The 13830-nt window shown below is 54.5% G+C and carries 13 protein-coding genes; 9 read left to right on the top strand and 4 right to left on the bottom strand.

Annotated features, from left to right (window positions below):
• Window positions 1–193: 193 nt before the first annotated feature.
• The 3 genes from ACR64Q_RS12020 to nhaR form a co-directional block, all read right to left on the bottom strand.
• Window positions 194–871, bottom strand: coding sequence for a thiopurine S-methyltransferase (locus ACR64Q_RS12020; protein ID WP_313734954.1), 678 nt, complete (start codon window positions 869–871; stop codon window positions 194–196).
• Window positions 868–1539 (bottom strand): class I SAM-dependent methyltransferase, encoded by a 672-nt coding sequence (locus ACR64Q_RS12025; RefSeq protein ID WP_313734956.1) that lies wholly within the window; start codon window positions 1537–1539, stop codon window positions 868–870. The genes ACR64Q_RS12020 and ACR64Q_RS12025 overlap by 4 nt, the downstream gene beginning before the upstream one ends.
• Window positions 1540–1813: 274 nt before the next feature.
• Window positions 1814–2716 carry a transcriptional activator NhaR gene (nhaR, locus tag ACR64Q_RS12030; protein ID WP_313735079.1) on the bottom strand — a complete coding sequence of 301 codons (903 nt, stop codon included), beginning with the start codon at window positions 2714–2716 and terminating at the stop codon, window positions 1814–1816.
• Window positions 2717–2828: 112 nt separating this feature from the next.
• Between nhaR and ppc the strand changes: the two genes are divergently transcribed.
• The 5 genes from ppc to ACR64Q_RS12055 all read left to right on the top strand — a co-directional run bounded on the left by ppc (window position 2829) and on the right by ACR64Q_RS12055 (window position 11668).
• Window positions 2829–5750, top strand: coding sequence for a phosphoenolpyruvate carboxylase (gene ppc / locus ACR64Q_RS12035; RefSeq protein WP_313734957.1), 2922 nt, complete (start codon window positions 2829–2831; stop codon window positions 5748–5750).
• Between the two features lie 241 nt (window positions 5751–5991).
• On the top strand, window positions 5992–6432 hold the full coding sequence (locus ACR64Q_RS12040; RefSeq protein WP_313734958.1) for a hypothetical protein: 441 nt from the start codon (window positions 5992–5994) through the stop codon (window positions 6430–6432).
• A 21-nt stretch (window positions 6433–6453) separates the two neighbouring features.
• Window positions 6454–8547: a peptidase domain-containing ABC transporter gene (locus tag ACR64Q_RS12045; protein ID WP_313734959.1), complete on the top strand. Its 2094-nt coding sequence runs from the start codon at window positions 6454–6456 to the stop codon at window positions 8545–8547.
• On the top strand, window positions 8540–9850 hold the full coding sequence (locus ACR64Q_RS12050) for an HlyD family secretion protein (RefSeq protein WP_313734960.1): 1311 nt from the start codon (window positions 8540–8542) through the stop codon (window positions 9848–9850). The genes ACR64Q_RS12045 and ACR64Q_RS12050 overlap by 8 nt, the downstream gene beginning before the upstream one ends.
• 6 nt (window positions 9851–9856) lie before the next feature.
• Entirely contained in the window at window positions 9857–11668 is a 1812-nt protein-coding gene (locus ACR64Q_RS12055; RefSeq protein WP_313734961.1) for a TolC family protein, read from the top strand.
• Between the two features lie 82 nt (window positions 11669–11750).
• Here the strand turns inward: ACR64Q_RS12055 and ACR64Q_RS12060 are convergent, their stop codons facing one another.
• Entirely contained in the window at window positions 11751–12227 is a 477-nt protein-coding gene (locus tag ACR64Q_RS12060) for an FKBP-type peptidyl-prolyl cis-trans isomerase (RefSeq protein WP_036274250.1), read from the bottom strand.
• A 58-nt stretch (window positions 12228–12285) separates the two neighbouring features.
• Here ACR64Q_RS12060 and greB point away from each other — a divergent pair, with 58 nt between their 5' ends.
• From greB to dtd, 4 genes are read left to right on the top strand one after another with little or no spacing between them, the layout of a single operon-like run.
• Window positions 12286–12777, top strand: coding sequence for a transcription elongation factor GreB (gene greB / locus ACR64Q_RS12065; protein ID WP_313734963.1), 492 nt, complete (start codon window positions 12286–12288; stop codon window positions 12775–12777).
• Between the two features lie 6 nt (window positions 12778–12783).
• A complete protein-coding gene (locus tag ACR64Q_RS12070; RefSeq protein ID WP_020481532.1) occupies window positions 12784–12948 on the top strand; it encodes a hypothetical protein in 165 nt (54 codons plus the stop codon).
• Window positions 12945–13355 carry a gamma-glutamylcyclotransferase family protein gene (locus ACR64Q_RS12075; protein ID WP_313734965.1) on the top strand — a complete coding sequence of 137 codons (411 nt, stop codon included), beginning with the start codon at window positions 12945–12947 and terminating at the stop codon, window positions 13353–13355. Before ACR64Q_RS12070 ends, ACR64Q_RS12075 begins: the two co-directional genes overlap by 4 nt.
• Complete coding sequence (gene dtd, locus ACR64Q_RS12080) at window positions 13352–13798, top strand: D-aminoacyl-tRNA deacylase (protein WP_313734966.1); 447 nt, start codon at window positions 13352–13354, stop codon at window positions 13796–13798. Before ACR64Q_RS12075 ends, dtd begins: the two co-directional genes overlap by 4 nt.
• Window positions 13799–13830: the final 32 nt, after the last annotated feature.

Raw genomic sequence — 13830 nt, forward strand, 5'->3', positions numbered from 1 at the left:
TATACCCGACTTACGCATGGCAAAAGTCTGGTCAAAGATAGCAAGGCGCTCGCAATTATGGGTAAAAAAAACTGTGGTTATGAATTTCGCAACGCTATGGACACACGTTAACGAAGCAGCCGGGATTGTATCCAGACCTAGCGGCGATGTCCCCTGTTTTATGAGCAATCGCGCCGCAGACAATATACCGAAATTAGGTCTGGTTCGGTGTTTTACAGGACAAGTGATAAACCTTGTACAGCCCGGCTTCACCCGCCGCAAACGCTTGCGAATCCGCCTCGTCTATGCGTTGCACATGACTGAGTTCGATCACAAAGTCCTTGCCGTATAACGCGATGATTTCGTCGGAAACATCGTCAGTCTCATCGCTAACACATTCCAGCTCAAGGTCCTCCGCAGTCAACAGCAAGATAGTCGCGGTCTCCGGCACGATGCGTCGCAGCTGCGACACATATTGCCCGCGAATATCTTCGGGCAATGCGGTTAAGGCCGCCCGGTCGTAAACGGTATCGATTTTCCCTAATTCGGCGGCGCTCAACGCAAAATAATCACCGCACAAAATACTTAATCTGCCGCTACGCCACAGCGTAAATTTACCCAAACGCCGCCGCACCGGCCGCAGGCGGTTTTCTTTAAAAAAGGCCTTTACCGCTACTTCGCTCAATTCGACACCGATGACCTGATGCCCTTGCTCGACCAGCCAAAGCATATCCAGACTCTTGCCGCACAAAGGTACGAATACCCGGCTGCCTGGGGCCGCGTTCAGGCTCGGCCAGAATTGCGCCAGCAAACTATTGACAGCAATCTGATGAAAATCGGTACGCCGGTCGCGCCAAAACTGCAACCACAAGGCGTTATCGCGCCCGGTCATGCCGCTTCCCCAACGACCACTTGGCTGAAGGTCAGAAATCGGCCTTTGTAATGCTCGCCGTTTTCAGTCAGACGTTCGGCAATCCGGCTGGTGCAGCCATAGCCCAAAGCCGTCATTTCCCGACAAAATCCCACACGATTGCCGCGATCAGGATCGACAATAATGATTTGTGCATTCGGCGCGGCGTGCCGGTCGATGAATTTAGCCAACTGCTCGGGCTGCTGGCGTTCGTAAAGCACATCGCTGCCGATAATCAGATCAAACTGACCCAAGCCCGGATTGCCGATTTCCCAATTGCCAGTTTTATATTGCAACGGCCCCAGTTTATTTAGCAGCAGATTTTCGTTAAGAAACGTCTCGCTCAAAGGATGCCAGTCGCTGACCGTAATATCGCCAGCCCGCCGGTGAATCACCAGACTGGCCAACCCCAAACCCGCGCCGATTTCCAGGACGCGCTTCCCCACCAAATCGACACTATGCATAGCCAAAGCCAGCACCCGCGCGGACGGCCAAACCTTGCCGAACAGCGACCAACTGGCGGACGAAATCCCGGCCAGCTCAGCCTCGCCGAACGGATCGGCATATTGCTGCAAATCGGCTAAAGAACGAATCACGTAATCGAAACCGGCAACGGTGACGGTCTCGAATTTGACACGATAATCTGACATTGAGGGTTACAGCGACAAGGTTGTGCATCAGGAAAAGGTTCTGATCGAAGGGCACAACGCTTCCTGAAAAGAGGCATGCAGGCCGAAAAGGCACTCGCGGAGTTACCCGGAAACGGGAGACTGTTTATGCAGGGTAACACATTGTTAGCGCTAACACGGCAGTAGCTAACTCAGTGATTACGAATTGGAGGGGATGGATTCAAAGCTTTGATAGCGTGACGCTGACCGATAGCAGCTATACCGCTCTCCTCTCAAACCAAAATCGCTCGGCATATTATGCGGGAAACAATTTATCCCGCGCATTTTCCAGAATCGCTGTCACGGCCGGATGCTTAAGTTTACGGCGCATGGTGATGGCATAGAAGCGCTCATGTACCGAGTCGATGCGGCCGATGGCCTGCACACCGTACTGGCTTTGGATTTCCGCTTCGACATTACTCGGGGCGACAAACAATCCCACTCCGCCGCTACCGAAGGTTTTAATTAACGCGCTGTCTTCAATTTCGGCCTGGATAGCCGGGCTAATGCTTTCGGCGTCGAACCATTGATCCAGCGAACGCCGCAACGACGTATTGGCGGTCGGCAGCAAGAACGGCGCGCCGCTCAAGCAGCGCGGGAAATTTTGACTATAGGTCGCGGCCAAAGCCGGCGCGCCAAAAACGGTCACCCCGCATTCGCCGAGCAGGTGGTTAAACGCTTTGGCGCCACTGGTCGGTGTCAGTGGCGCATCGGACAAAACTATATCCATCCCTTGCATGGCCATCTCGCTCAAAAGCCGCTCGGTTTTGTCCTCGTAACAAAGAACCTGCACCGGTTCCGGTAAGCGAAAAGCCGGCGCCAGTAAGCGGTAAACCACCATCTTCGGTAGTGCGTCCGCCACCCCCACCACCAGACGCAGAGCCCTTCCGGTTGGTCGGCCCTTCAAGGTATTGCTGAGTTCTCTACCCAGCGAAAAAATTTCTTCCGCATAATTAAATACCACTCGGCCAGTGTCGGTGAGTACTAGTTTACGGCCTTGTTTATAAAATAATTTTTCGCCGATTTGCTGTTCCAGCACAGCTAATTGGCCGCTGATGGTCGGTTGCGCCAAATGCAGTTTCTCGCAAGCGCGAGTAATGCTTTCTTCCCGTGCGACATTCCAGAAATAAAACAAATGTTGGTAGTTGATACGTTCCACAGCACTCAATGTATAGATATTTACGATGAATTTATTCTAAACATTCTATTTAACAATATCAAAATGCTGCGCTAGGCTATGACGCAACCGTAACCTAACCTGAGAACTGAACATGCAAAAGCTAAAAGCCCTGCACGGCGAAGACACTGCTCCAAGCACCGGATCCGCGGCAGCGGAGTACGACAAGTCAGCGTTCGAACTGGATAACCTCAGCGCCAGCCAAATCCTCAGTGATCGCCTGGCCGATGCCCACTGCGACGACAAAGAATTACGCAGTTCGATACGCCTGCTCGGTTCGATATTGACTAAAGTGCTCACCGCACAAGCCAAGCCGGAAGTCGCTACCGCCGTCGCGCAGTTGCAACGCAAGTTTGCCAGCTTGCTCCGAGAAGGCAGCGCCAACCGCCGCCGCCAGTTCATGGAGATTCTGGAAGACTTGGATGCGGAAGAAATAGGCGAAGTGGTGCGGGTGTTTAACGGCTATTTCAGCCTGATCAACATCGCCGAAGAATCGCACAATCTGAATTTGCGCAGACAAAACCAGACCGGTCGCTACTGGCCCGGCTCGTTTCACGACACACTGATCAAATTGCGCGATAGCGGCGTCAGTGCCGATAAATTACAGGTTTTACTGGACGAGATGCTGTATTTGCCGGTGATGACCGCTCATCCCACCGAAGCCAAACGCCGCACGGTCAAAAGCGCTTTGCGCAATGTCTTTCTCAGCCAGGAGGCCTTGGACGATCCACGCTTACGCAGCCAACAGCGCAGCGAGGCCCTGGACAAGCTGCAAGCACAGATTCAATTGCTGTTAAAAACCGACGAAGTGCGCGCCCGTAAACTGGGCGTGGCCGACGAAATCGACGCCGGTTTGTTTTATTTTTCGCTATCGCTATTTCAGGCCACCACCTTGGTTTACCGGAACTTGCAACGTGCGCTTAGCGATGTGTTTGGTGCCGACGTTGCCGGCCAAATCCGCATCCCCAGCTTCCTACGGTTTGGTTCCTGGATAGGCGGCGACCGCGACGGCAATCCGAATGTCAAACCGGAAACCACCGAGCTGGCCTTACGCATGCAGGCGCAAACCATCATGCAGGAATATCTTGCCCGCCTGGATCAACTGCGCGGCCAGTTGTCGCATTCTTACGGCCTTTGTGACTTGGCGCCGGAATTTATCGACAGCCTGCACGCCGACCGCGCCATGTTGGGCGCGGCGGTCGCGGACTTGGAAAAACCGTATTTGCAGGAACCTTACCGGCACAAACTGATATTGATGAAATATCGGATGCAATCCACCTTGCAACGCGTGCAACAACAGTTACAGGGCCAACCGGAACAAGCCAATCGCCATGCCTATGCCAGCGTCGCCGAGTTTTTACAAGATCTGCGCTTGATCGATGCATCCTTGCGCAGCCACGGCGACGCCAATATCGCCGATCTTGAATTAGCCGATCTGATTCGCTTGGCAGACGTGTTTGACTTTCACTTGATGCAACTCGATGTCCGACAAGAATCGACTCGCCACAGTGAAGCGGTCGCGGAAATCCTGGCGGCAGCATTGAATATTGACTATCTGGCGCTGGACGAAGCACAACGCATCGCATTGTTAGCCGAGGCTATCGCCGCACCGGGTGGCTTGATGTTCGACGCCGCTGCGCTGACACCGGCCAACCGCGAAACGCTGGAGTTGTTTACGGTGATGGCGAAAATGCGCCGGGAAATAGGCCCGAATTGCTTTGGTAAATATGTGATTTCCATGACTCATTCGGCCAGCCATGTCTTGGAAGTCTTGCTGCTGGCTGCACAAGCCGGCTTGGTCGGCAAAATTGGCGGGCATTGGCATTGCCATATCGGCGTCAGCCCCTTGTTCGAAACCATAGACGATTTAAACCGCATTTCCGACGTGTTGACACAATTGTTCGATACCGCCTGCTACCGTGAGCTGTTGCGAGTCAGCGATGACCGCCAGGAAATCATGCTCGGCTATTCGGACTCCTGCAAGGACGGCGGTATCCTGGCATCGGCTTGGGGCTTGTCGCGCGCGCAGCGGCAAATTATTGCGATCAGCGAGCGTTACGGTTTGAAATGCCGCTTATTTCATGGCCGCGGTGGCACCGTCGGGCGCGGTGGCGGCCCAACTCACGAAGCGATTCTGGCCCAGCCGCCCGATACCGTGCGCGGCCAGATCAAATTTACCGAGCAAGGCGAAGTGCTGTTTTATCGGTATAACAATATGGAGACGGCGGTCTACGAATTGACCATGGGCGTTACCGGCTTGCTGAAGGCCAGCGTCAGCCTGGTGCAAACCGTGCCGGCGGACCACCCAGAGGATTTGGCAGTGATGGACGAGTTGGCGCGGATCGGCGAGCAAAGCTACCGCGACCTGACCGAACGCACACCCGGCTTTTTGGATTATTTCTACGAAGCCACCCCAGTCGGCGAAATCGGCGGCTTGAACATCGGTTCGCGGCCTTCGCACCGCAAAAAACTGGATCGCTCGAAAAACTCGGTGCGGGCGATAGCCTGGGTATTCGCCTGGGCGCAATCGCGGCAGACGTTTCCGGCTTGGTACGGCATCGGTTTCAGCTTGGCCAGCTGGTGCGCCGGCAAACCCGAGCGCTTGGAAACGCTGCGCCGGATGTATCGGGACTGGCCGTTTTTCCGCAACCTGCTCAGCAACGCGCAAATGGCATTAAGTAAATCCGACATGAACATCGCCCGCGAATACGCGCAATTGTGCAACGATCCGGAAACCGGCAAACGTGTTTACAACCTAATAGCCGGCGAACATCAGCGCTGCGTGGAGTGGATATTGGAGATAGCCAACGCCGACCGCTTGCTCGCAGAAAACCCGGCCTTGGCGGCATCATTGCAACGCCGCGATGCCTATCTGGGCCCGCTAAACTATCTCCAGGTATTTTTGATCCGGCGACTGCGGGAAATGAATACCGAGAATGCCCCCGACAGTCCGTGGATGAAACCCTTGTTGCGCAGTATCAATGCGATTGCCGCAGGTATGCGCAATACCGGCTGATGTGATTAGCCCGGCCCTGAAATACCGTTCGTCCTAAGCTGGTCGAAGGACTCGCCAAATCAGGCTTAGCCCAAACGGTGAACAGGGCCGGGTTAATAACAAAGGGAAACCGGTCCGGAGTGGAGCGAATTTAGGTTATTTGTACAATATTTGTCATCAGGACATCGTATAACGAATGCGCCCTTCTCCCCTGAATAGTGAGAAGGGGCTTTTTCGGCAGACTCTAAAAGGGAGGAGAACCATGCAAAAAGCCTACGCATTGGCACACTGGCTGAGAGTAATCATCATTAATACCGGGCGCTGGCTGTTTGAAAACAAGCCTGCCATGGCAATCTTGACCCTGATATTCTTATATAACTTTGGCGACACCTTGCTACCCTTTCTATGGCACATTCTGCATCTGGCGATCGAAGTAGTCGAAATGCTGGCCGAGCATTTTTTGGAACATGTGTTTGGGGTAACGCCGCGTCAAGCCGAGTTCATTGTGTTTTGGACCGGTCTGACTTTGCTCGGTACCGTGGTTTGGCACTTGTCGTATAAAGCTTATCTCGTGGCCGTGCAAGCATGCGAAGCCGCTTGGCAGAACTGGTGTGAAAAAGCCGGCCCGGCCAAATTACTCGCGACTCTTAAGCTGACACTTTTGTTGAGCATACTTGGCAAGACCATGCTGTTATTCGTTTAAACCGATAGGATTTCGTTACGTATGAGCACCGCCTCAGGATTTAAGGAACACCCGCACCGAAAACAATCGACGCTGACCCTACTGGAGTTTTTATTCGGCTTGCTGGAGATGCACAGCCAAGCCCAAGGACTTACGGAGCGTTTGATAGAATCAGCCGGCGACGATACTCAGGCAGCGCTGGTCGCTATCGGCGACCATTTGGGCTTGAACATGGAGAGTGTGCTGCTCACACCAACCGCCGCCGCAAATGCCTCCGCCCCGCAAACCCCACTACTAACCAGCCTGTCCGACGGTTACGGCTGGATAGTCCTGTACGGATTTCGCGGCGGCAAAGTCAGAGTGGCTTTGGCCCAAGGTGAGGTCATCGAAGAGCGCCTAGTCAAACCCGCTGACATCGGTAAATTACTGGGCCGATCCGATGCCGGCATTAGCGAATGGCTGTTAGCGCAAGCTCAGGCGCCGTTTGAGAATGCCGTCAGCCAAGACCATCACGCGCACCTGCCGCCATTCCGCCGCTTGCTGGAATTGTTACGCGCCGACCGCCACGATCTCTGGCTATTGTTGGGCTTGGCTTTGGGCTCCGGCTTACTGGCCCTGGCTTCGCCGGTGGCGGTGCAAGCGCTGGTCAATACCGTGGCGATGGGCGGCATGGGTCAGCCTTTAATCGTGTTGGCGACCATCCTGTTTTTCTTTCTAAGCTTCGCCGGCGCGGTCTATGTGCTGGAATCCTATCTGGTGGAAATCGTGCAGCGGCGGATTTTCGTGCGCCTGGCCGCCGACTTGGCCTATCGCTTGCCCAGGGTGCGTAGCGATACCTATGACAGTCAACACGGCGCGGAACTGGTCAATCGTTTTTTCGATGTATTAACCTTGCAAAAAGCCGGTTCGTCGCTGCTATTGGACGGTTTGAGCACCGTGGTGCAAACCTGCGTCGGCCTGATCATGCTGGCCTTCTATCACCCCTTCCTCTTGGCTTTCGATGTGGTTTTGCTGTTGGCTATCACAGCGATAGTATTTTTGTTGGGCCGCGGCGCGGTCACGACGGCGATTCAGGAATCCATCAGCAAATATGCCTTGGTAGCCTGGCTGGAAAACGTGGCCGGCAACATCCAGACCTTTAAATTCGGTAACGGTGCAGCAATGGCCGCCAACCGTACCGACAAACTGGCACTGGATTATTTAACAGCCAAACGCCGGCATTACCGGGTGCTGTTGGAACAAGTGATCGCCTCTGTGGCCTTATATGCCATCGCCAGTACGGCCTTATTGGCTATCGGCGGCTATCTGGTAATAGACGGCCACTTAACCTTGGGTCAATTAGTCGCAGCGGAACTGATCGTCTCGTCGGCCTTACTGGCATTGATCAAATTCGGCAAGCATCTGGAAGGCTTTTACGACCTGATGGCCGGCACGGACAAGATCGGCCATTTATTGGATTTGCCTTTAGAAACTTCCGCTGAGCTGGATGTAGAATTCAATGGTCCGGCGTCTTTAACGATCAGCAATTTGAAATTTGGCTTCAATTCTCAGCGGCCATTATTCGCCGATTTTTCCATGCACGTACAGCCGGGCGAAAAAGTCGCGATTTTAGGCGGCCCCGGCAGCGGCAAAACCGCTCTGGCCTCGCTATTGAGCGGGATGCGGCAAGCACAAGCCGGGCAGATACAAATCAATCGCCAGGCTCTGGACGATCTGCGCCTGAGCAGCTTGCGTCAGAACATCGCGGTGGTCAGCCGACTGGAGATTTTTCACGACAGCATGCTGGAAAATGTCCGGCTCGGCGATACGAACTTGAGCGTCACCGATGTCGAGCGGGCCCTAGCCAAGGTTGGCCTGACCGACATCAATTTAGATACCGTGATGAGTCCCGGCGGCTCACCGCTTGCTCATAGCCAGGCCATACAAGTCATGTTGGCTAGAGCCATCATCGCCAGCCCCGCCTTGTTGATCGTGGATGGCATACTCGATGGGTTGGACACCGGATTGCAGCAGCAGTTGGCACCGGCGCTATTTGCCGCCGATGCACCCTGGACGCTATTGCTACTGACCGGAGCAACCGAAACAGCCGCGCTTTGCCAACGCGTTATTCATTTGCCCGGAGCCGCCCATGACTGATTTACAGATTAGGCTGTCCGCGCTATCGGCGGCACACACCCCGCGCCTAGTCAGCAGTTTAGCGCGCGCTTGCGTCTGGCTATTTCTGTTGACTCCTCCAGCCCTGCTACTGACACCGTGGCAACAAAACATCAACGGCAACGGCCGGGTCTCGGCCTTTGCGCCGCTCGAACGCCAACAGAATTTAGATGCACCGGTGTCCGGGCGTATCGTCAGTTGGCATGCTAAAGAAGGCACCAAAGTTAAGGCCGGCGATTTGCTGATGGAAATCACCGATGTCGATCCGGAATTGCTGGAACGCCTGCAACAACAGCGCGCGGCTGCCGCCGCGAAATTGGCGGCCAAGGAAGCCGAGCTAAAGGCATACCGTCTGCAAATCGACAACTTGATTGCCACCCGCGATTTACAAGTGGCTACCGCGCAATACCGGCTGGATGTGGCTAGGCAACGCGCCCGCTCGGCCAGTGAAGCCATTGCCTCGGCGCGTGCCACCCTGGAAACGGCCAGCGTGCAAACCCAGCGCCTGCAACGCTTGATCGGCGACGGCTTGGTGTCGCAGCGCGATTACGAAGTCGCGCAACGCGACGGCATCGTAGCGCAACGCAGCTTAAACAGTGCGCAAGCCAGTCTGGAAGGCGCTTTGGCCGAACAACGCGCCGCCGAAGCGGAAATAGGTCGGATTCGCGCCGATGCTCAGGCCCGGATTGATTCGGCGACTGCCTCGGCCAACAAAACCCAAAGCGAACTGGAAGACAGCCGCAGCAGCTTATTGAAAAGCGAAGTGGATGTCTCCCGCCAGCAGTCGCAACAAATCAGGGCCCCGCGCGACGGCAGCATCCTCAGACTGCTGGCCAATCCACAGAGCGACATCGTCAGACAAGGCGATCCGCTGCTGGTGTTGGTGCCGGACATGGATGTGAAAGCCGTGGAACTGTGGGTGGATGGTAATGACGCAGTATTAATCACCCCAGGCCGGCATGCGCGTCTGCAATTCGAGGGCTGGCCAGCCTTACAGTTCGCCGGCTGGCCGGAAGTGGCGGTGGGCACCTTCGGCGGGCTGGTAGCCTTTGTGGATTCTACCGACGACGGCAAGGGTAAATTCCGGGTGCTGATCGTGCCCGATCCCAAAGACCGGCCCTGGCCGGCTGAACGCTTCGCCCGCCAAGGCGTGAGAGTGAAAGGCTGGGTCTTGTTGAACCGGGTAACGATGGCCTACGAACTGTGGCGTCAACTGAATGCCTTTCCACCGCAAATGACTACGGAAGCGCCGGCGACCGATCTGGTCAGGCAAAAATTGAAATAAGCGCTTATGAATCGTTTTGCATCCCGTCACCACCAAACAGGGGCTAAGGCCAAGCAGTTGCAAGCCTGCGGGCGGCGCATCGGCACAATATTGCTGATACCTTTACTGGTCAGTTGCGGACAGTATCTCGATACCAGCCCCGACCGTAAACTCGTGAAGCGGGTGGAAGAACGTCTGAATCCCGATGAGGGTTTGCCGCTGCCGGCCATTTCGCAGTTGCCGCCGCAAACCGTGGAGCAGGCCTTGCCCAAGTTTAAGGAAGGCCGGCCAAAATCGGCGACCATCCTGCCCCCGCCCAGCGCGGCTAAACCCGAGTTACCCAAAGTAGCGCCGGAAACTAGCAAGCAGCTATCCATCTCGGACGTGCGCAGCATGGCTTTAGAAAACAATTTGGACCTGAAGATCGCCCAGGCCGACCCGAAAATCGCTGCCACCGCGGTTAGCGAAGAAGAAGCCAAATTCGACGATTTGATCTTTGCCAAGGCCAAATACGGTAAGAAAAACACACCCGCGCAAAATCTGGATGTGGTCAGTTTCACCCCGGTCGACCCCACTTCGCCGCTGAAGAATGAAATCGACAAACTCACCGCCGTGCCGCAGGAGACCGAAGTATTGGACATGGAAGCGGGCATCGTGATTCCTTTACGCACCGGCGCAAAAGTGACCGTCAGTTCGCCGTTCGATGGTAAACGCCAGTTTCGCGGCGTCGCGTCCGACCAATATCAAAATGCGCTGCGCTTCTCCATCAGCCAGCCCTTGCTGCGTGACGCCGGTATTTCCAATAATGTGGCCGGGATTCGCATCGCCCGCTACGAACAACAAGCGGTAGACGTCAAAACCCGCTTGCAGGCGATTCGGGTCTTGGCGATGGTCGAACGCGCATATTGGAGCCTGTATGTGGCTTGGGGCGAGTTGGACGTGCGCCGCCAACAGTACGAAAACGCCTCGAACAACCTGAACATGGTGAGAAAACGGGTGGCGGAAGGTTTAACTGCCAGCGTGGAAATCAACCGTGCGGAAATCGGCGTGGCCGAACGCCTGGAGTCGCTGATTATCGCCGAAACCAGCTTAAAGACCCGCCAACGCCAGCTGAAATTGTTATTGAATGCGCCGGGTCTGGATTTGGATTCGCAAACTCTGTTGATCCCCGATACCTCGCCGACCCTGCTGGAATTTAATCTGGACCGCGAGCAGCTGGCACAACGCGCCTTGGACGGCCGTTTGGAATTGCTGGAACTGGAATTAAAGCTGGCCGCCGATTTGACCAAAATCGATTATCTCAGCAATCAAACCTTGCCGATGTTCATGCTGGATTACAACTACGCCGCGCTGGGCCGTGATACTTCGTCCTACGGCGGCGCTTTCGATCAGACTTTGAGCGGCAATTATTCGGATTGGTCGGTAGGCTTACGTGTGGAAATTCCGCTCAGCAACGAACTGCGCCGGGCCCGTCTGGACCGGGCCGTGCAGGAACGCATGCAGCGTCTGACCACTCAGCAACTGCGCGAATTGAGCGTGCGCCGGGAAATCTACGACGCGTTGGATCAAATGAGCCAAAACTGGCAACGCATTTTAGCCACCCGCCAAAACGTGGTACTGGCCGGACTGAATTACGATGCCGAACTCAAACAGTTTAAGGAAGGCTTGCGCACCATGACCGAGGTACTGGAAACCCTAACTAGGCTTGGCGAGGCTCAGCTGCGGGAAGTGCGGGCCATCGGCGACTATCAAGTGTCGATGATAGATTTGGCGTTTGCTACCGGGACTTTACTCGGACATAGCAGGGTGGATTTGGGCCTGAACACTACCTCTCAATGAAAGAGACAGTCCATGCAGTGGAAATGTAAGCGATAAATGCAGCGCGTTTATCGCTTACTAATTTGCGGCTAAAGAACGCTTACTAGTGGTGGCAGCCTGAGCCATGGATATGGCCGTGGGCCACTTCATCGGCTGTCGCCGGTCTGACATCGATAACTTCCACGTCAAAGGTCAAGTCTTCGCCTGCTAAAGGATGGTTGCCGTCGATGGTAACATCGTCGCCGTCGATTTCGACGATGGTGATGATGCCGGGGCCGTGGCTAACGTCGGCATGAAACTGCATGCCAATATCGATATCCATACCGTCGAACATTTTTTTGGATACCACCTGGATCATCTCTTCAGAGACTTCACCGTAAGCCTGATCGGCCGCTATAGTGACGTTGAATTTATCGCCGGCTTGCTTGCCGTGTAAAGCAGCTTCCAAACCCGCAATAATGTTGCCCGCGCCATGCAAATACAACAACGGCTCTTCGCCTCTGGAACTATCCAGCTGCTCACCGTCTTGGTTGGTTAAGGTATAATGGATGGAAACAGCCGTTTTGTCTGTGATTTGCATAAGCGTCTTCGCTGGATGAAAAAAAGCCGACATCATATAACCTTTTCCCCGAAAAAACATGTCACGCTGGCGACCGCCCCGCCCTAAATCTTCGCCGTACATCACCGCCGAAGGCTATCGCACCCTGGAAACCGAGCTGAAACAGCTCTGGGAACGACGTAAAGACGTGACTATCGCCTTATCAGCCGCCGCCGCAGAAGGTGATCGCTCGGAGAACGCCGAGTATATCTACCGGAAAAAGGAACTGCGGGAAATTGACCGGCGCATTCATTATCTGCAAAAACGCTTGCCGTCGCTGACCGTGGTGTCCGAAAAGCCGGCCAATCGTAATCAGGTATTTTTCGGCGCTTGGGTGACGTTGGAAACCATGGATGGCGAAGAAATCACTTATCGCATCGTCGGTGCTGACGAAATTGACACCACCGGCGGCTTGATCAGCCTAGACTCGCCTTTGGCGACAGCCTTATTGAAGAAGATGCTGGACGACGAAATAGCCGTCCGACACGCCGAGCAAGAAACGCGGTATTACATCACCGGCATTCGTTACTGAACGACTATGAGTAAACAAGCCTCGTTTGCCCGTTTAAAGTGGTTTGTCTTCATTCTGTTATTGACTATTGTCGAAATTGGTCCGGTTCCGCTGATGGGTTTGACCCTGCTTTATATCGTGGCCTTTCGCCCACGCTGGTTCAAGGACTTGGTCGACCGCATATATTCATGAGTAAACCGCAATACCTGTTTGTCTACGGCACACTGCGCAGAAACCGTCAAAATCAAATCCAACACCCGTTTCTAGCAGATTGCGATTACATCGGCGATGCATTTATCCACGGCGAACTATACGAAGTTGATGCTTATCCGGGCGCTATTGCTGGCGGAATAAAGCTGGTCAAAGGCGAACTATATCTGATGCAAAACTCCGAGCACACGCTGTCGGCTCTGGATATTTACGAAGAATGCGCCGCGAATTTTCCGCAGCCGCACGAATATATCCGCCGTGAACTACAGGTAAGTTTGCCGGATGGACAAACCGTTTTGGCTTGGACCTATCTTTACAATCGTCCCGTGAACGAACTAATGCGCATCCACAGCGGCGACTACCTAAACTATTTGCAGGAACACACATGATCAGCATTATCCAGCGCGTGACCCAAGCCAAAGTCACGGTAAACGGTATCGACATCGGCGTGATCGGCACCGGCGTCATGGCCTTGGTGGCTGTCGAAAAAGCCGATACGCCCAAGCAAGCCGACAGATTGCTGGAGCGGATTTTGAATTACCGGATATTTGCGGATGCAGATGACAAAATGAATCTGAGTTTGCGCGATATTCAGGGCGGCCTGCTGCTGGTACCGCAATTTACCCTGGCAGCCAATACTGATACCGGCAACCGGCCCAGCTTTGCTTCCGCGGCCCCGCCGGAATTGGGCCTGGAATTATTCGCGTATTTGCAACAGCGTGCACAGGAGATCTACCCGGCTAGCCAGTTCGGCAAATTCGGCGCAGATATGAAAGTAGCATTGATCAACGACGGCCCGGTAACTTTTACATTACGTTGCCAGGGAATATAGCTCAGCAACCAATTTTTGGCATCGATTTTCCT

Source organism: Methylomonas sp. 2F7 (assembly GCF_057126975.1).